This is a genomic window from Streptomyces yerevanensis, assembly GCF_000716805.1.
Classification (GTDB): Bacteria; Actinomycetota; Actinomycetes; order Streptomycetales; family Streptomycetaceae; genus Streptomyces; species Streptomyces flaveus.
The window spans coordinates 17,934-34,733 of sequence record NZ_JNWJ01000087.1 but is presented as its reverse complement, the minus strand read 5'-3'; the positions used below and the strand labels follow the sequence as shown (position 1 = coordinate 34,733).

Annotated in this window: 19 protein-coding genes; 15 read left to right on the top strand and 4 right to left on the bottom strand. The window is 70.4% G+C overall.

The window, feature by feature from the left end:
- The first annotated feature begins 153 nt into the window (after positions 1 to 153).
- The 3 genes from OP79_RS44685 to OP79_RS44675 are packed head-to-tail and all read left to right on the top strand — an operon-like array spanning position 154 to position 2,492.
- Positions 154 to 1,041: an ABC transporter ATP-binding protein gene (locus tag OP79_RS44685; RefSeq protein WP_051745621.1), complete on the top strand. Its 888-nt coding sequence runs from the start codon at positions 154 to 156 to the stop codon at positions 1,039 to 1,041.
- Between the two features lie 34 nt (positions 1,042 to 1,075).
- Positions 1,076 to 2,122, top strand: a complete 1,047-nt coding sequence (locus tag OP79_RS44680) for an ABC transporter substrate-binding protein (RefSeq protein WP_033328902.1) — start codon at positions 1,076 to 1,078, stop codon at positions 2,120 to 2,122.
- A gap of 28 nt (positions 2,123 to 2,150) precedes the next feature.
- Positions 2,151 to 2,492 (top strand): hypothetical protein, encoded by a 342-nt coding sequence (locus OP79_RS44675; RefSeq protein ID WP_051745597.1) that lies wholly within the window; start codon positions 2,151 to 2,153, stop codon positions 2,490 to 2,492.
- Positions 2,493 to 2,501: 9 nt separating this feature from the next.
- Here OP79_RS44675 and OP79_RS44670 read toward each other — a convergent pair whose 3' ends face one another.
- Positions 2,502 to 3,293 carry an IS5 family transposase gene (locus tag OP79_RS44670; RefSeq protein WP_033328901.1) on the bottom strand — a complete coding sequence of 264 codons (792 nt, stop codon included), beginning with the start codon at positions 3,291 to 3,293 and terminating at the stop codon, positions 2,502 to 2,504.
- 351 nt (positions 3,294 to 3,644) lie between these two features.
- On the opposite strand from OP79_RS44670, the gene OP79_RS44665 reads away from it, so the two are divergent.
- Positions 3,645 to 4,472 (top strand): class E sortase, encoded by an 828-nt coding sequence (locus tag OP79_RS44665; RefSeq protein WP_033328900.1) that lies wholly within the window; start codon positions 3,645 to 3,647, stop codon positions 4,470 to 4,472.
- Positions 4,473 to 4,525: 53 nt separating this feature from the next.
- On the opposite strand, the gene OP79_RS44660 is transcribed toward OP79_RS44665, so the two are convergent.
- Positions 4,526 to 5,926, bottom strand: coding sequence for an MFS transporter (locus tag OP79_RS44660; RefSeq protein ID WP_033328899.1), 1,401 nt, complete (start codon positions 5,924 to 5,926; stop codon positions 4,526 to 4,528).
- A gap of 146 nt (positions 5,927 to 6,072) precedes the next feature.
- On the opposite strand from OP79_RS44660, the gene OP79_RS44655 reads away from it, so the two are divergent.
- The 5 genes from OP79_RS44655 to OP79_RS44635 all read left to right on the top strand — a co-directional run bounded on the left by OP79_RS44655 (position 6,073) and on the right by OP79_RS44635 (position 9,589).
- A complete protein-coding gene (locus OP79_RS44655; protein ID WP_033328898.1) occupies positions 6,073 to 6,636 on the top strand; it encodes a winged helix-turn-helix transcriptional regulator in 564 nt (187 codons plus the stop codon).
- Positions 6,637 to 6,696: 60 nt separating this feature from the next.
- On the top strand, positions 6,697 to 7,005 hold the full coding sequence (locus tag OP79_RS44650) for a DUF6412 domain-containing protein (protein ID WP_033328897.1): 309 nt from the start codon (positions 6,697 to 6,699) through the stop codon (positions 7,003 to 7,005).
- Positions 7,006 to 7,097: 92 nt separating this feature from the next.
- On the top strand, positions 7,098 to 7,865 hold the full coding sequence (locus tag OP79_RS44645) for a YidC/Oxa1 family membrane protein insertase (protein WP_033328896.1): 768 nt from the start codon (positions 7,098 to 7,100) through the stop codon (positions 7,863 to 7,865).
- A gap of 139 nt (positions 7,866 to 8,004) precedes the next feature.
- A complete protein-coding gene (locus OP79_RS44640) occupies positions 8,005 to 8,862 on the top strand; it encodes a fumarylacetoacetate hydrolase family protein (protein WP_033328895.1) in 858 nt (285 codons plus the stop codon).
- Positions 8,863 to 8,983: 121 nt separating this feature from the next.
- Positions 8,984 to 9,589 (top strand): Uma2 family endonuclease, encoded by a 606-nt coding sequence (locus OP79_RS44635; protein WP_033328894.1) that lies wholly within the window; start codon positions 8,984 to 8,986, stop codon positions 9,587 to 9,589.
- Here OP79_RS44635 and OP79_RS44630 read toward each other — a convergent pair.
- Together OP79_RS44630 and OP79_RS44625 are read right to left on the bottom strand one after the other, a co-directional pair.
- Positions 9,586 to 10,080, bottom strand: coding sequence for a heme-degrading domain-containing protein (locus OP79_RS44630; protein ID WP_033328893.1), 495 nt, complete (start codon positions 10,078 to 10,080; stop codon positions 9,586 to 9,588). The genes OP79_RS44635 and OP79_RS44630 overlap by 4 nt on opposite strands.
- Positions 10,077 to 11,162 carry a Gfo/Idh/MocA family oxidoreductase gene (locus OP79_RS44625; RefSeq protein WP_033328943.1) on the bottom strand — a complete coding sequence of 362 codons (1,086 nt, stop codon included), beginning with the start codon at positions 11,160 to 11,162 and terminating at the stop codon, positions 10,077 to 10,079. The genes OP79_RS44630 and OP79_RS44625 overlap by 4 nt, the downstream gene beginning before the upstream one ends.
- 68 nt (positions 11,163 to 11,230) lie before the next feature.
- Here OP79_RS44625 and OP79_RS44620 point away from each other — a divergent pair, with 68 nt between their 5' ends.
- From OP79_RS44620 to OP79_RS44595, 6 genes are all read left to right on the top strand, one after another.
- A complete protein-coding gene (locus OP79_RS44620; protein ID WP_033328892.1) occupies positions 11,231 to 12,334 on the top strand; it encodes an ROK family transcriptional regulator in 1,104 nt (367 codons plus the stop codon).
- Positions 12,335 to 12,590: 256 nt separating this feature from the next.
- Positions 12,591 to 13,262, top strand: coding sequence for a hypothetical protein (locus OP79_RS44615; protein WP_342669590.1), 672 nt, complete (start codon positions 12,591 to 12,593; stop codon positions 13,260 to 13,262).
- 124 nt (positions 13,263 to 13,386) lie between these two features.
- Complete coding sequence (locus OP79_RS44610; protein ID WP_033328890.1) at positions 13,387 to 14,166, top strand: HAD-IIA family hydrolase; 780 nt, start codon at positions 13,387 to 13,389, stop codon at positions 14,164 to 14,166.
- A 177-nt stretch (positions 14,167 to 14,343) separates the two neighbouring features.
- On the top strand, positions 14,344 to 14,685 hold the full coding sequence (locus OP79_RS44605; protein WP_051745595.1) for a hypothetical protein: 342 nt from the start codon (positions 14,344 to 14,346) through the stop codon (positions 14,683 to 14,685).
- Between the two features lie 9 nt (positions 14,686 to 14,694).
- Positions 14,695 to 15,390, top strand: coding sequence for a class F sortase (locus OP79_RS44600; RefSeq protein WP_033328889.1), 696 nt, complete (start codon positions 14,695 to 14,697; stop codon positions 15,388 to 15,390).
- A 327-nt stretch (positions 15,391 to 15,717) separates the two neighbouring features.
- Positions 15,718 to 16,737, top strand: coding sequence for a glycoside hydrolase family 6 protein (locus OP79_RS44595; protein WP_033328888.1), 1,020 nt, complete (start codon positions 15,718 to 15,720; stop codon positions 16,735 to 16,737).
- The last annotated feature ends 63 nt before the right edge of the window (positions 16,738 to 16,800 follow it).

The window sequence follows — 16,800 nt, the reverse complement described above, 5'->3', positions numbered from 1 at the left end:
AGTCCCAGTGCCGCGCGGGACAACGCCGCCGCACAGGACGGTGTCCCGGCCGTGCCGGTCACCGCATCCGCCGTGCGGGACGGCGCCCCCACCATCCAGGGCGACGGCATCCCCGCCGCACAGCACAGCGGCCCCACCGCACAGCACAGCCCCATCCCCGCACAGGACAACGCCCCCACCGCCCATGGCAACGGCACCCCCGCCCCCGCCAACCGCCTCGCCGCCCGCAAGCTCACCCTCGCCTACGAGGACCGTACGGTCGTCGAGGAGTTGGATCTGGAGGTCCCGGACGGAAAGGTCACGGTGATCGTCGGGCCCAACGCCTGTGGCAAGTCGACGCTGTTGCGGGCGCTGGGCCGGCTGCTGAAGCCGCGTCGGGGCGCCGTGCTCCTGGACGGCACCGAACTGGCCCAGGTCCCCACCCGGCGGATCGCCCAGGTGATCGGGCTGCTGCCGCAGACTCCGGTGCCGCCGGAGGGGATCACGGTCGCGGACCTGGTCTCGCGCGGGCGGCAGCCGCACCAGAAGTGGTGGCGGCAGTGGTCCGACTCCGACGAGGCGGCCGTCGCCCACGCGATGGAACGCACGGGGACCACCGACCTCGCCGACCGCCCGGTCGACGAACTGTCGGGCGGTCAGCGGCAGCGCGTGTGGATCGCGATGGCCCTCGCCCAGGACACCGACCTGCTGCTGCTCGACGAGCCGACGACCTACCTGGACATCGCCCATCAGGTCGAAGTTCTGGACCTCGTACGGCAGTTGAACCACGAACGCGGCCGGACGGTGGTCGCGGTGCTGCACGACCTCAACCAGGCCGCCCGCTACGCCGACCATCTGATCGCCATGAAGGCGGGCCGGATCGTGGCGCAGGGCCCGCCCGCCGACATCGTCACGGCCGACCTCGTCCAGGATGTCTTCGGGCTCGCCTCGGTCGTCGTACCGGATCCGGTGACGGGTGATCCGCTGGTGGTGCCGGGCCCTCCGGGTGTCAGGAACCACACGCTCTCTGGCCTCCCGGCCCACAGGGAGCCCATAAAGTAAGGGGTACCTAAGTTCTACGACGGGAGCTCCCCCCATGTCCCTCCGCCGCCGCGGCACTTGCGCCGCAGCCCTCGCTCTCGCCTCCGCAGTGGCCCTCACCGCGTGCGGCGGTTCCTCCGACAGCGAGGGGTCGAAAGCCAAGGCCTCCGCCGGGGCCGCCGGGAAGAAGGACGTCGCCAAGGGCGGCAAGGACTTCGCGGACGCGGCGAAGAAGACCGCCGCGATGGGCACCGACGCCAAGGCGGGCGAGTGGCCGCGCACCATCGAGCACGCGATGGGCGAGACGGAGATCGAGTCGGAGCCGAAGCGCGTGGTCGTCCTTGACGTCGGCGAGCTCGACAACGTTGTTTCACTGGGCCTGAAGCCGGTCGGGCTCGCCCCGACCGAGGGCTCGCCCGAGCTGCCGTCGTATCTGAAGAAGGACGCGGGCAGCCCGAAGAACGTCGGCACGATCAACAGCCTCAACCTGGAGGCGATCGCCGCGCTCAAGCCCGACCTGATCCTCGGCAGCCAGCTGCGCGCCGCCGACAAGTACGACGAGCTGTCCAAGATCGCGCCGACGGTCTTCTCCGTCCGCCCCGGCTTCACCTGGAAGGAGAACTACCTCCTCAACGCCGCCGCCCTCGACAGGACGGCCGAGGCGAAGGAGAAGCTGGCGGCGTACGAGGCGAAGGCCGACGCGCTGGGCACGAAGATCGGCGCCGACAAGCCGACCGTCTCGATGGTCCGTTACATGCCCGACGGCGTCATCCGCCTTTACGCCAACGCCTCGTTCATCGGCACGATCCTCAAGGACGTCGGCGTCCCCCGCCCGAAGAACCAGGACATCGAGGACCTCGCCGCCGAGGTGAGCGCCGAGAACATCGACCAGGCCGACGCGGACTACATCTTCACCGGCGTGTACGGCGACCCGAAGGCCACCGACAAGTCCGCCACCCAGGGCAACCCGCTGTGGAAGAACCTCTCCGCCGTCAAGGCCGGTCACGCGTACGACGTCTCGGACGAGACCTGGTACCTCGGCCTCGGCGTGACCGCCACCGACGAGGTGCTCGGCGACCTGGAGGACCACCTCGCCCCGTAGCCGGATCGCCCGGGAGACGCTGCGGGAAGTGCTGAGCGCGGAGCCCGGCGACCGGGGCAGCGGGGTGGCGATCGGCCCGGCGGGGACGGGATCGGGCGGTGGGATCCGGGTGGCCGTGCCGGTGCGGGAGCCGGGGATGGGCCTGACTGCGCTGCCCGGGATCTACCGACAGTTGGCGCAGGTGTTGGAGGCGTCGTCAGAGTCGTTGCAGGCAGGCGAGCTGACCCGTTTGCTCGGGCTGGAGGCGACGGCCTCGGCGGTCGAGGGCGTGCGGGGGAAGGCGAAGCGGCTGATGGTGCGGGGGTGGGCGGTGCAGGCCGGTCGGGGCCGGTTCGCGTCGGCGGCGGCGGTACGGGCGGTGGCGGCCTGACCGGCCGGTTCATCCGGCGTGGCCGGCTCGTCGGGCCAGGCGGCGGGTCATGAGGATGGTCATCGACCAGGTGACCATGGCGAGGTGGTGGGCGGGCAGGCGCTCGTAGTCGCGCACACAGCGACGGCGCCGGCAGATCCAGGACAGAGTGCGCTCGACGACCCAGCGGCGGGGCAGGACGGTGAAGCCGCTGGTGTCGTCGGCGCGTTTGGCGACGGTGATGGTCAGGGTGAGCGCGGCAAGGGCCCACTCGATCAGCAGGCCGGTGTAGCCGCCGTCGGCCCATACGAGGCTGACGTCCTGGCAGCGGTCGTGCAGGAATTGCAGCAGTGGCTCTGCGGCGTCGCGGTCGGGGACGCTGGCGGGGGTGACCAGGCAGGCGAGCAGCAGGCCGAGAGTGTCGACGGCGATGTGGCGTTTGCGTCCGTCGATGTTCTTTCCGGCGTCGTAGCCACGGTGACCTGCGGAGACGGTCTCGGCGGCGGGAACGGACTGGGAGTCGATGATCGCGGCGGTGGGCTCGGCGGCGCGGCCCTCGCTTTCGCGGACACGGGCCCGGAGCCGGTCGTGGTACTCGGCCAGGGCGCCGTTGTGGGTGGTGCGCTGGAAGTAGGCGTAGACCGCGGAGCGGGGTGGGAAGTCGACCGGGAGCTGGCGCCACTTGCAGCCACTGTCGTCGACGTAGCGGACCGCGTCGATGAGCTGGCGTTCGCAGTACTGGGCCGGGCGGCCGCCGCGGCCTTCCAGCCAGGGCGGTGAGGGCAGTGCGGCGAGGGTGACCTCCCACTCCGCGTCGGTCATGTCACTGGAGTACACAGGCCGTCGGTCGTGGTGCTCGTGCGCGGATCCGTACAGGTGAGCGGCACAACGACACATTGAGGTACGCAAGTTGAAGACACTGCGGGACTCACGGTAGAACTGCGGCACAGGATCTTCTGGTGCTCGGTTGCGTTGACACCTTTCGAGCTACCAGGAGGTCCTTCTTCTATGCCTTCGCCTCGCGATGATCACCCGATCCAGCGGTCTGTGTGGTTAGTGATCAGGCTCTAAGCCAAGGCTCTCATCGCGCTTGTGGGGATGGTGAGTTGAGGCCGCAGCCCTTATCGTGCGCCCGCAGTGAACGGCAGGAGGCGTGGGGCAGGAGGCGTACGCATGCGGGTTCCCGTCACCAGTCGGCGGAGCCTGCGGCGGCGTGCCCTGGCGGCGCGCGTTCTCTGGAACGGTGCCGAGCTTCTCGTCACCCTCGGTGTCGTCCTCATGCTGCTCGTCGTCCATCAGCTGTGGTGGACCAATCGGCAGGCACGGGAGGGCGCCGAGAGGGAGGTCCAGGCTCTGGAGAGGGAGTGGGGGGAGGGTGAGGGCGGCAGCCCTTCCGTGACCGGTGACGGTGATCCTCCGGAAGCGGGCGGCGACTCCAGCGGTTCCGACAGCTCCAGCGGTTCCGGCAGTTCCAGCGGGTCCTCCCGTGCCGACCAGCGATCAGGCTCCCCGACCAACCCCATCCCCACCCCCGCCCGGCAACCCCGCTGGGACCAGGCCTACGCCATCCTCACCATCCCCCGCCTCGGGCTCCGCGTCCCCGTCGCGGAAGGCATCAGCGAGCCGAACGTCCTCAACAAGGGGTACGCCGGCCACTACCCGGACACCGCCCAGCCGGGCCAGGCCGGCAACTTCGCGCTCGCGGGGCACCGGAACACGCACGGCGAGCCCTTCCGGTACATCAACCGGCTGCGGGAAGGGGACCGGATCGAGGTCGAGACCCGTACGGCCGGTTATACGTACGTCGTCGACCGGACGCTCCCGCAGACCGCCCCGCGCGACGGCGGGGTGATCCGCGAGATTCCCCGCAGCCTCGTCCACCCGCGGTACGGCTACTCCGGCCCCGGCTACTACCTCACCCTCACCACCTGCACCCCGGAGTACTCCTCCAAGTACCGCTTGGTGGTCTGGGGGAAGCTCGCCTCCATGCGGCCTCGCTAGGCCGGGCCAGTTGGTGCCGGACGGGGCAGGACGGCCTCACGCCCGGTCACGCCTCACGTCCGGTCTCGGAGAAGCAGCACGCTGACCGCACCCAGCAGGCCGAGCCCCGCCGAGACGCCAAGCGCGAGGTCCGTTCCGCGGGACAGTGAGCCGGAGGAGGTCACCACCGCGATCGTGAGTGCGACGCCCGCGCACGAACCGATGTAGCGGAACGTCTGGTTGGCGCCCGAGCCCATTGCGGCGCGGGTGGCGGGGACGGAGTCCACGGCTACCAACGGCAGCGCGGCGTTCAGGAGGCCGCTGCCGATGCCCGCGAGGACGAGGCCGGGCAGGAGGCGGTGCCAGGAGCCGGACCCGATCGCGCCGAGCATCGACAGGACGCCGGCGGCGTGCAGGGCGAAACCCAGGGCGAGTTGGCGGCGCGGGGGGACCCGGCCGGTCAGCCGCCTCGCCTGCAGGGCGACCGCGAAGGAGAGGCCGGACCAGAGCAGGAACAGCCAGGCGGTGTCCATCGCGGACAGGCCCAGCGACTGTTGCAGGATGGCCGGCAGGAAGCTGAACAGGCCGATCACCGCGAGCCCCGTGAAGAGGCCGCCCGCGGAGGACGCCAGGAAGCGGGGGCGGCGCAGCAGGCCGAGGTCGATCATGGGTGTCGTGGCTCTGCGCTCGATGAGGACGAACGCGAAGGTCAGCAGGACGGTCGCGGCGAGCAGGAGGCCCACCGGTGTGCGCAGCCAGCCGTCGCGGCCCAGCGTCAGCGCGGCCACCAAGGAGGCGAGCGCGAGGCCGAAGGTGAACGCCCCGGCAAGGTCCGGGCGGCCGCCGCGCGGGGCTTGGGACTCCGTGAGCGTACGGGCCCCGAAGAGCGCGACGATCAGCGCCGCCGCGCCGAGGACCGCGTACGCGGCCCGCCAGTCCCAGGAGGCGATCGCGCCCGCGAGCAGCGGGCCCGTCGCGATGCCGCCGCTGACGAACGCGCCCCAGACGCCCGTGGCCCGCACCCTCCCGGCCGCGGTCGGGAAGGCGTGCACGATCAGGCCCAGGCTGCTGGCGAGGATCGCCGCGCTCGCCGCGCCCTGCGCGATACGGGCCGCCGTGAACAGCCAGGTCGAGGACGCGAGCGCGCCCAGTGCCGTGGTGATGCCCAGCGCGACCGTGCCGCCGAGGAAGATCCGGCGGCGGCCGTAGTCGTCGGCGAGGCTGCCCGCGACCAGGAGCAGGGCGGCGAGACCGAGCGGGGTGCCGTTCAGCAGCCAGGCCTGGGCGGAGAGCGGGGTGTGCAGCGCGGCGGCGGTGTCGGGGAGCGTGACCATCGGCGCGGTGTACGTCATCAGGGCCACGGCCGTGGCGGCGCTCGTGACGGCGAGGGTGGCGGCGGGGCGGGCGGGGGCGGCTCGCGCGGGCTGCTGTACGGGCTGCTTTGCGGCGGGTGGGGTGGCGTCGGTGCGTGGCATGGGCTGCCCTTTTCAGCGTTCGGGTGCGGATTCAGGCGCGATCAGCGATTAGGTTCAGTGAATGAACTCATGCGTCCAGGGTCGACCGTAGCACCGTAGGTTCAGTGACTGAACCCTGAGGTCGAAAAGTGGCTACAGTGGAACCCATGGCTCTGGGCAAGGACTACGCCGCGCAGGAGTGCTCGATCGCCCGCGCGCTGGAGATCGTCGGCGAGCGCTGGACGCTGCTCGTCGTCCGCGACGCGCTCTACGGAGTGCGGCGCTACAACGACTTCCTCGTCCATCTCCGTATCCCGCGCGCCGTCCTGGCCGCCCGCCTCCAGGCGCTCACCGCCGCGGGCATTCTCGAGAGGCGCCGCTACCAGGAGTCGCCGCCGCGCGACGAGTACGTCATCACCGAGCGCGGCCAGGCGCTGTGGCCCACACTCCGGTCCCTCGGCCTGTGGGGGCGCGAGCACTTCACACAGAGGCAGCTGCGCTACTTCCGGCACGCCACCTGCGGTACGGCCACGGAACTCGGCCCGTACGGCGAATGCCCCGCGTGCGGAATCGTCGTACCCCTGGAGGATGTGGAAATGGCACCGGGGCCCGGACTCGACCCGGACCCGGAGGACCCGGTCAGCCGTGCGCTGCTCAAGCCCAAGAGGCTGCTTCAGCCGATCGAGACGGATCCTGTGCAGACGGCATCTGCGCAGACGGATCCTGTATAACGGCAGGAGGCCATGGAGAAGCCATGGAGCATGGGGCAGGAAGGAAGGGGGGGACAGCCGATGGTGCGGACCTGGGCCCAACTGAAGCCCGTCGCCGTGCTGTTCGTCCTCCTCCTCGAGGTGGCGCTCCTCGACTCCGGCAGCCTCGTCGGCGCCGTCGCCTTCGCCGCGACCGCCGCGGCCGGGTCCGCGCTCGCCGTCTGCTCCGTCATCTCCGCGCGGCTCGCGCCCGCCGTGCCCCGTACGCGGGTGCGTACGGCCATCCGCGACCGTGAGCGGCGTACGGCGTTCCTGCCGCAACGTGATCCCGACGCCTCCGGGCGTACGCGTCCTCGAGCACCCGGCCGTCTCCTCCTGACGGCCGCGTAGGGGACCTGGCAGCACCTCACCCGCAGCCCCCCTCGCGGGCCGTCATGCCGACGTACATCTCCCGGCACGACGAGACCCCGGAGGGCTCACCCATGTCCGCTTTCATGTCCGTTTTCGCCAGCCTCGTCGAAGGGCTGGCCGATCTCCTCGAGCCGTTGTTCCAGGCGTCCGCGGCGGCTGCGGCGATCGTGTTGTTCACCGCGTTCGTACGGCTCCTCGTGCACCCCTTGTCGCGGGCCGCGGCGCGCGGGCAGCGGGAACGCGCCCGGCTGCAGCCGCAGATCGCCGAGCTGCGGAAGAAGCACAAGAAGAACCCCGAGAAGCTCCAGAAGGCCGTCATGGAGCTGCACGCCAAGGAGAAGGTCTCGCCGCTGTCCGGCTGTCTGCCGAGTCTGTTCCAGCTGCCGGCCTTCTTCCTGCTCTACCACCTGTTCTCCAACTCGACGATCGGCGGTGAGGCGAACGCCCTGCTCGCCCACAAGCTGCTCGCGGCGCCGCTCGGCGGACGGTGGATGGACGCGCTGGGGGACGGCGGGGTGTTCGGGGCGCGGGGGCTGGTCTATCTCGTGCTGTTCGTGCTCGTCGCCTGCGTCGCCACCTTCAACTACCGGCGTACGAAGCGGCAGATGGCCACCACCCAGGTGACGGCCGCGGGGAGTGGTGAGCAGCAGGTGCCGGGGATGGGGGCGGTCCTGAAGTTCATGCCGCTGATGTCGTTCATGACGCTCTTCACGGTCGCCTTCGTGCCGCTGGCCGCCGCCTTGTACGTGGTGACCAGTACGACGTGGAGCGCGGTCGAGCGGGCTGTGCTGTACCGGGACATGCCGGGGGCCTCGCCGTTGGCGGCTGCCGCCGGGTGAAAGTCCAGCCTGTGAACCGGGTATTGCGGAGTGGACGTACAGCTTGGAGGATCGACCAGTCCTCCGATGGATTCAGCCGTCCTGCACCCATGACCGCACCCATCGGCGGGCTGCCCGCGATCGAGGGAGATGGGGATTCATGAAGCTGCTGCGAGTCGGTACGGCCGGGACGGAGCGGCCCGCGCTGCTCGACGCCGAGGGGGTGCTGCGGGATCTGTCGGGCATCGTCCCGGACATCGACGGGGCGCTGCTCGCCGACGACGCGGCGCTCGGCCGGATCCGGAGCGCGGCCGAGGCGGGGGAGCTGCCCGCGCTGGACGCGGCGGGGCTGCGGGTCGGGCCGCCGCTCGCCCGGATCGGCAAGGTCGTCTGCATCGGCCTCAACTACCACGACCACGCCACCGAGACCGGCGCCGAGCCGCCCGCCGAGCCGGTCATCTTCTTCAAGGCGGCGGACACGGTCGTCGGGCCGTACGACACCGTGCTGGTGCCGCGCACGTCGGAGAAGACCGACTGGGAGGTCGAGCTGGCGGTCGTCATCGGGCGTACGGCGCGGTATCTCGGCTCGCACGAGGAGGCGCTCGCGCATGTCGCCGGGTACGCGGTGGCGCACGACGTCTCCGAGCGCGCCTTCCAGATCGAGCGGGGCGGGACCTGGGACAAGGGCAAGAACTGCGAGACGTTCAACCCGCTCGGGCCGTGGCTCGTGACGTCGGACGAGGTGCCGGATCCGCAGCAGCTGTCGCTGAGGCTGTGGGTCAACGGCGAGCTGAAGCAGGACGGCAGCACGGCCGACCAGATCTTTCCCGTGGCTGAAGTGGTGCGCTACGTAAGCCAGTTCATGACGCTTTATCCCGGGGACGTCATCAATACGGGTACGCCGGCGGGGGTGGCGATGGGGCAGCCGGAGCCGAAGCCGTTCTTGCGGGCGGGGGATGTGGTGGAGCTGGAGATCGAGGGGTTGGGGAGGCAGCGGCAGGAGTTCAAAGACGCGTAGCGCCTCCGGCGGCGGCGAGTGTGACGGCGGCGCTCGGTGTCCCGGTGCGACCGGAATGCCGAGCGTATCGTTGTACTACGCGGCTGCGCGCGACCCTGCGGCAGCGGGGAGGAGCGGCACAGTGACTGTTCTCGACGACAGGATCGCGATGGCCGAGCAGAGCGACGAGCGCACGTTGGACATGATGTTCGAGTGGCTTGAGCCCGCCCCTGAGGGATACAAGGTTGAGATCGTCCAGGGGGCCATCTACATGTCGCCGCAGCGCCAGACGCACTGGCGGATCATCCTGAACATCATCGTGCAGCTTCTGGCGCGGTATCCGGAAGAGCGCATCGCCTCCGATGTCCGGATCGACTTCCCCGGCCACCTCAACGGTTTTGCTTCTGACGTCGCCGCCTTCAAAGAGGACGCTGTCCAGGACAGTAAAGGCCGTTGGCGCTACCAGGACGTCGAGTTCATCGCCGAGGTGATCTCCAAGGACACGGCGGCCAACGACTACGGGCCCAAGCTGGAGGCGTACGCAGCGGCGGAGGTGCCGGTCTACCTGATCGTCGACCCGTACACCGCGAAGTGGCACCTCCACACGCTGCCCAAGGACGGCGAGTACTGCTCGAACCTGAGCCTCGACTTCGGCACTGCGGTCGACCTCACTCAGACCCCCGTCGGTATCAAGCTCACCACGGACGAGTTCCCGCGCGAGAGCAGTGCCCCCGCCAACCCCCGCTAACCCGCGATGAACCGCTCCAACGCCTCCACCACCAGCGCGTGATCCTCCAGCTGCGGCAGCCCCGACACCACCACCGTGCCGATGACGCCCGCGCCCTCGACCGTGATCGGGAACGCGCCGCCGTGGGCCGCGTACACGTCCGGGTCCAGGCGGGAGTCGGCCTCGAACGTGGTGCCCTTGGCGCGGAAGCGGGTGCCGATGAGGAGGGAGGAGGCGGCGTAGCGCTCGACGACTCGGCGTTTGCGGGCGATCCAGGCGTCGTTGTCGGGGGTGGAGCCGGGGAGGGCGGCGTGGAAGAGCTGCTGGCCGGAGCGGGTGATGTCGATCGCTACCGGGGCGCCTCGCTCCCGCGCGAGGTCGACGAGGAGCGTGCCGAGTGCCCAGGCGTCGTCGTACGTGAAGTGGGGGAGGGTCAACCGGCGTTCCTGTGCCTCGAGTTCGGCGACGCTGGGGGCGATGGTGGGGACGTCGGTGGGTGCCTTGGGGGTCACAGGGTCACCGCCACTCCGTCGCGGGCCGAGCGGCGCGCGGCTTCCAGTACGTCGAGGGCGGCGGCTGCTTCCAGGGCGGTGACCGGGTTCTCGCCGGTGCCTCGGAGGGCGGCGGCGACGGCGGCGTAGTACGCGGGGTACGCGCCGGGGAGGGTCGGGACGGGGTGGCCGCCGCCGGTCAGGGGGGATTCGCCGGAGCCGAGGCGGCCCCACAGGTCCTCCGGCTCAACTCCCCAAGCCTTGCCGGGTGTTGGACGTTCACCCTCGCGCAGCGCGTCTTCCTGCGGGTCCAGGCCGTACTTCACGTATCCCGCCTTCGAGCCCAGCACCCGGAAGCGCGGGCCGAGTTGGGCGGTGGTGGCGGAGGCGTAGAGGTGGGAGCGGACGCCGTTCGTGTGCGTGATCGCGATGAACGTGTCGTCGTCCGCCTCGGCGCCCGGGCGGCGTACGTCCGACTCCGCGTACACCGAGGCCGCGGGGCCGAAGAGGACCAGGGCCTGGTCGACCACGTGGCTGCCGAGGTCGTACAGCAGACCTCCGACCTCTGCCGGGTCGCCGGACTCGCGCCAGCCGCCCTTGAGTTGGGGACGCCAGCGTTCGAAGCGGGACTCGAAGCGGTAGACGTCGCCGAGTTCGCCATCGGCGAGGAGCTTGCTGAGGGTCAGGAAGTCGTGGTCCCAGCGGCGGTTCTGGAAGACGGAGAGGAGCAGCCCGCGTTCGTCGGCCAACGAGGCCAGCGCGCGGGCCTGCGCCGCCGTGCCCGCGATCGGCTTGTCGACCACGACCGGGAGGCCCGCCTCGAGGGCGGCGGTGGCGAGCGGGACGTGCGTCTTGTTAGGGGACGCGATGACGATCAGGTCCAAGTCGTCGGCGCGGGACCAGAGTTCGTCGGGGGTGGCCGCGATCCGTACGTCCGGGAACTCGGTCCGCGCCTGCTGCTGCCGTTCCGGGTTCGCGGTGACGATCGTGTCGAGGGCGAGGCCCTCGGTGGCGGCGATCAACGGGGCGTGGAAGACGGAGCCCGCGAGGCCGTAGCCGACGAGGCCCACGCGGAAGGGGGCGACAGGGGGGATGTCGGTCATGTTCTCCACCATGGCACCCACTTAAGCAACGCTGTTGCCAAAGGGCAAGCCGGGGGGACAATGGGTTCGTGAACAGGACCAATGGCGGAGGCGGCGCGAATCTGTACGCACTGCGCGGCTACAACGCCGCGCTGGTGCTCGATCTGCTGCGCAGCGCCGGGCGCGCGGGCATCAGCCGGCTTGAGCTCGCGGAGCGTACGGGGCTGACTCCCCAGGCCGTCAGCAAGATCACCGCGCGGTTGCGGGACGACGGGCTGGTGGCGGAGGCGGGGCGACAGGCCTCCACGGGGGGCAAGCCGCGGACGTCGCTGCGCCTCGTGCCGGAGGCCGGGCACGCGGTGGGCCTGCATCTTGAACGGGACGAGCTGCGGGCGGTGCTGGTCGATCTGACCGGGGCGGTTGTGGGGGAGCGCCGGGGGCCACTGGATCTGGGGGCGGGCTCGGAGGCCGTGGTGGAGGTGGCGGCGAGGGAGGTCGAAGGGCTGGTCGGAGGGGTGGACGGGGAGCTGGGGGCGGTTCTCGGGGTCGGGGTCGCCATGCCCGGGCCGCTCGACCACACCCACGGGGTGCTGCATCGGGTGACCGGGTTCCCCGAGTGGGACGGGTTTCCGTTGCGCGATGCCCTGGCTCGACGGCTGGGGATGCCGGTCGTACTGGACAAGGACACCAATGCCGCTGCGCTGGGGCTCGCGGTCGAGGGCGAGGTCGGGTCCTTCGCGTATCTGCATCTCGGTACGGGGCTGGGGGCCGGGCTCGTACTGGGTGGGGCTGTGCATCGGGGGGCGCATACGGGGGCGGGGGAGTTCGGGCATCAGGTGATCCAGCTGGACGGGCCGGTGTGTTCGTGCGGGGACCGTGGATGCGTGGAGGTGTTGTGCCTGGGGGCCGTGGCTCGGGGGGATGTGGACGAGGCGGCTCGGGTGCTGGGCGCCGGCGCTTCGAATCTCGTGGGGCTGCTTGATATCGATCTTGTGCTGTTGGGCGGGCGGATTGTCGCCGCTGAGCCCGAGCGGTTCGTGCGAGGGGTCGGGGCGGTTCTCGATGCCCGGGCTCAGCGGGAGGGGGCGAGCAGTCCTGTGCCGGTACGGGTTGCCTCCGGCGGTGAGTGGGGGGTGGCCGAGGGGGCGGCTCAGCTGTTGCTGGCGCCGTTGTTCGGGCGGGCGGAGGACTGATCTCCCCCGCTGAGCCGACCTGCTGAACTCGCCCCCCGAACGGGTCCCGCCAGGAGTCTCCCGGCGTTCCGACCCCGCCTACCCCTGGCAAACTCCGATGTTCATGCGACTGTGTGCATATTTGCCGCTTTTCTCCCTGACTGTCGCCGCCCTCGCCCCTTTGCCCGCGCAGGCCCTCGACGCTGAGCCCAACTGCTCGTCCGGCTCTGGCAGTCGGGCGTTTCCCGTCCGTACCCGGATTCATGGAGGGCCCTCCGTGTACGAGGCCGGAGGGGGTTACCGGACCTGGTATCTCGATCTCACCAACACCACCGACGGGACCTGCCGGAGCATCCACCCCGTCGTCGTGCTCGTGGATCAGAAGCGGGTCCTGAAGGGCGGGCAGGTGCGGCTCGAGTTCTACGAGGGTGAGGGCGCCGGGGCGCGGCCGTATCCCGTCCGCTTCGAGAGGACCGACAAGGACGAGAACATCGGGGTCTTCGGCGATGGCGGCGAGGGTGACGATGGCGGTGACGGGTTCTCGGGATTCACCGTGGGGCCGGGGAAGACCCTGTCCGTCAAGGTTCGGCTCGCTGTCGCCGACGACGCCGTGCCCAACGATGTCGTCGCCAACGCGGCCGTCGTGCAGCGCCATGACGACGACGGCGACTGGGTGGGGCAGTCGAACGACTACCGGTTCCGCATTGCCGACGAGGGCACGCCCCAGGACGAGACCACGCCCAAGGACAAGACCACCCCTGAAGGCGAAGGCACCCCTGAAGGCGAGGCCACCCCCGAACCCGTACCGAAGAAAGGCCTGCCGTTCGCCGACAAGCTCGCCGGGACCGGGCCCGTCTCGCGGCGCGAACTGGTCGCGGGGGCGGTCGGCACGCTCCTGCTCGTCGGTGCCGGAGCCGGTGCCGTGCTCCTGGCCCGACGCCGACGCTGAGACCCGAGCCCTGTCCTGCCCCCTCTCCCCTCTCCCCGTTCCCAGGGCGGGACGCCCCTCCTCCATGATCCGGCCGATGGCTACGCTGGGGCGTCGGTACACGCGTACGTCAGGAGACTGGGACATGGCAGAGCGCAAGCCCATCGAATCGTGGCTCACCGACATGGACGGTGTACTCATCCACGAGGGCGTGCCCATCCCCGGCGCCGACGCCTTCATCAAGAAGCTCAAGGAGTCCGAGCGGCCCTTCCTGGTGCTCACCAACAACTCCATCTACACCGCCCGCGACCTGCACGCCCGCCTCAAGCGCATGGGCCTGGACGTACCCGTCGAGAACATCTGGACCTCCGCCCTGGCCACCGCCCAGTTCCTGGACGACCAGCGGCCCGGCGGCACCGCGTACGTGATAGGTGAGGCGGGCATGACCACGGCGCTGCACGACATCGGGTACGTCCTCACCGACCACGAGCCCGACTACGTGGTCCTCGGCGAGACCCGTACGTACTCCTTCGAGGCCATGACCAAGGCGGTCCGGCTGATCAACGGCGGGGCCCGTTTCATCTGCACCAACCCCGACGAGACCGGACCGTCCACCGAGGGCCCGCTGCCCGCCACCGGCGCCGTCGCCGCGCTGATCACCAAGGCGACCGGCAAGAAGCCGTACTTCGCGGGCAAGCCGAACCCGCTGATGATGCGTACGGGACTCAACGCCATCGGCGCGCACTCCGAGACCAGCGCGATGATCGGCGACCGGATGGACACGGACGTCCTCGCCGGGCTCGAGGCCGGGATGATGACGTTCCTGGTGCTGACCGGGCTGACCACGCCCGAGGACGTCGAGCGGTACCCGTATCGCCCGTCCAAGGTCGTCGACTCGATAGCGGATCTCGTCGACCGGGTCTGAGACCGAGTCGTCGGCCGGGTCTGAGACCGAGTCTGTGTCGGACGGGCGGCCCGGCCGGCACCCGAACGGAGCAGTCGAGCCCTCTCCCCGCGTGCGTCCACGCGCCCGGGAGAGGAGTCTTCAGCTGTCTGGAGGTTCACGATGGGGTCGCTACGACTAACTCTCTGTGCCGTGACCATGGGAGCGGCCGTGGTCACGGCCACGCTCACACCCGAGTTCACCCCCGTCCCCGCCACCGCACCCGCCTCGTACGCGGCCGACAAGGCCGACAAGGCCGACAAGGCCACGGGCACCCTCACTGTCGTGAAGAAGCCCTCTGTGCCCACCGCGCCCTCCGCGCACAAGTCCCCCACCGCCCCCGTGAGCGCCGGCGGTGGCGGGACCGCGCGGCTCTCCGCCGTTCAGGAGCGGGCGGCGGAGGGGCCCGGTACCCCGCACACCGTGATCGGGCTGATCCTGGCCGGTGCCGCAGCGGTGGCCGTGGCGGTGCGCAGTGTGCGCCGGGGACGCGGCAGGTGAGGGCCGGACATGTCCGACCGGGAGAGTTCCTCCGGCGCCGGCCGCCTCACGACGGGCCTGGTCTGGGCGGTGCTGCTGCTCGGGCTGTGGCTGTGGGCCAGCGAGGTGACCGACGTACGCCCTGGGACGTACGCGCCGACCACGGGTGACGTGGCGGCGGTGGGACGGCCGCTCGGTGTCCGGCTGCCACCCGCCGCAAAACCGTTGAGGGAGGACGGGCGGCCGAGGCGGCTGGTCATCCCCTCTCTGGGCGTGCGGGCGCCTGTGATGGCCCGCGGGCTCGATGCGCGAGGGGCGGTCGAAGCGCCGCCCTATGCCCACGCGAGGGCCGTGGGGTGGTACGGGGCCGGTGTGCGCCCCGGTGCGGAGGGCGCCGCGCTGCTCGTGGGGCATGTCGACACCGAGTCCAGGCCCGCGGTCTTCTACCGCCTCAGCGAGCTGCGGCCGGGCGAGAAGGTCCGGGTGATCCGCGACGACGGCACGGCCGCCGAGTTCACGGTGGACGACGTACAGGTCATCGAGCGGGACCGCTTCGATGCCCAACAGGCGTACGGGGTACGGCAGTCGGGGCGCGCCGAGCTGCGGCTGATCACCTGCGGCGGCAGCTTCGACCCGGACAGCCGTACATACACGGCGAACGTGGTGGCCTCGGCGTACCTCACGAACAGCAGCGCACCTGGCCCGGCCGACGACCGCTCCCCCTGAGCCGCCGGCCGGGCTGGTCCTCGACCACGCGCGCACGGGCTGCGGGAGTAACCCGGCGTCGGCGCGGGAGGTCTCGGAGTGTCGATGTCGTCGATGTCGTCGTCGTCAACGTCGTCGATGTCGAAGTAGCGACGAAGTCGAAGTCCGGGACGACTCTAGAACGGATGGGCGCTTTGGCCTAGAGAAGTTACGGTGACATCGCGGGCCGACGGGAGCCGATCGGAGCCGCTGTAACAGGTGTCCGACAAGGGTTGGCCGCCCTCGTTGCCGCACAGACACGTATGTCAGGATTGGTACTTCGAACAGTGCACTCATGGGGGGAGCTGGATGTACGAGCGCAGGGGGGCCGGAGCCATAGCGTCCGTGGCGGTGGCCGGAGTGGTGCTGCTGCTCGCGGGGTGTTCCTCCTCCGGGGACGACGGCGACGACTCGAACGGGTCGGCCGGTCAGGTCAGCCAGCAGCCCAAGGGCGACGACCCGTACTGGGTCAACCCCGAGGGGACCGCGGCCGAGCAGGTGGCCACGTTCACGGAGGAAGGGAAGAAGAAGGAAGCCGAGCTGATCCAGAAGATCGCCGAGCAGCCCACCGGCGAGTGGATCATTCCGGAGAACGCCGAGGACGAGGCGCGCGGTCTCACCGAGGCGGCCGAGAAGGCCGACCGGGACGCGCTGCTCGTCCTCTACAACATTCCGCACCGCGACTGCGGCCAGTTCTCACAGGGCGGCGCCGCGGACGGCGACGCCTACCGGACGTTCATCGACCAGGTCGCCAGCGGCATCGGCGACCGGAACGCCACGGTGATCGTGGAGCCGGACGCTCTGCTGCACGTGGTGGACGGCTGCACGGCCGAGGAGTTCCATCAGGAGCGCCTCGACCTCCTCAAGGGGGCGGTCGAGAAGCTCGCGGCTCTGAAGAACACGAAGGTCTATCTGGACGCGGGCAATGCGGGCAGCAATCCCAGCGATCTCTACGACCCGCTCAAGAAGGCGGGCATCGACCAGGCCGACGGCTTCTCGGTGAACGTGTCGAACTTCTTCACCACCGAGGACAGCACGAAGTACGGCAAGGAGCTGTCGGCGAAGATCGGCAACAAGCCGTTCGTGATCGACACCAGCCGCAACGGCAACGGCCCGTACACCGAGGGTGATCCCGCGGAGAACTGGTGCAACCCGCCGGGCCGCGCGCTCGGCGAGGAGCCCACGACGAAGACCGGCGACGACCTCGTCGACGCCTATCTGTGGGTCAAGCGCCCCGGCGAGTCCGACGGCACCTGTAAGGGGGGCCCGAAGGCGGGCGAGTGGTGGCCGGAGTACGCGCTGGAACTGGCGAAGGCCAGCCAGTCGTAGGAGCAGCAGGCAGTACGTGACTGGGGGCGCCCTCCGCCAAGGAGGGCGCCCCCAGTCACGTAA

Excerpts from the sequence above, each read along its gene's own strand:
- OP79_RS44680 (WP_033328902.1), top strand. The coding sequence starts at position 1,076 with ATGTCCCTCCGCCGCCGCGGCACTTGCGCCGCAGCCCTCGCTCTCGCC.
- OP79_RS44670 (WP_033328901.1), bottom strand. The coding sequence starts at position 3,293 with ATGACCGACGCGGAGTGGGAGGTCACCCTCGCCGCACTGCCCTCACCG.
- OP79_RS44665 (WP_033328900.1), top strand. The coding sequence starts at position 3,645 with ATGCGGGTTCCCGTCACCAGTCGGCGGAGCCTGCGGCGGCGTGCCCTG.
- OP79_RS44660 (WP_033328899.1), bottom strand. The coding sequence starts at position 5,926 with ATGCCACGCACCGACGCCACCCCACCCGCCGCAAAGCAGCCCGTACAG.
- OP79_RS44655 (WP_033328898.1), top strand. The coding sequence starts at position 6,073 with ATGGCTCTGGGCAAGGACTACGCCGCGCAGGAGTGCTCGATCGCCCGC.
- OP79_RS44650 (WP_033328897.1), top strand. The coding sequence starts at position 6,697 with ATGGTGCGGACCTGGGCCCAACTGAAGCCCGTCGCCGTGCTGTTCGTC.
- OP79_RS44645 (WP_033328896.1), top strand. The coding sequence starts at position 7,098 with ATGTCCGCTTTCATGTCCGTTTTCGCCAGCCTCGTCGAAGGGCTGGCC.
- OP79_RS44640 (WP_033328895.1), top strand. The coding sequence starts at position 8,005 with ATGAAGCTGCTGCGAGTCGGTACGGCCGGGACGGAGCGGCCCGCGCTG.
- OP79_RS44625 (WP_033328943.1), bottom strand. The coding sequence starts at position 11,162 with ATGACCGACATCCCCCCTGTCGCCCCCTTCCGCGTGGGCCTCGTCGGC.
- OP79_RS44610 (WP_033328890.1), top strand. The coding sequence starts at position 13,387 with ATGGCAGAGCGCAAGCCCATCGAATCGTGGCTCACCGACATGGACGGT.
- OP79_RS44605 (WP_051745595.1), top strand. The coding sequence starts at position 14,344 with ATGGGAGCGGCCGTGGTCACGGCCACGCTCACACCCGAGTTCACCCCC.
- OP79_RS44600 (WP_033328889.1), top strand. The coding sequence starts at position 14,695 with ATGTCCGACCGGGAGAGTTCCTCCGGCGCCGGCCGCCTCACGACGGGC.
- OP79_RS44595 (WP_033328888.1), top strand. The coding sequence starts at position 15,718 with ATGTACGAGCGCAGGGGGGCCGGAGCCATAGCGTCCGTGGCGGTGGCC.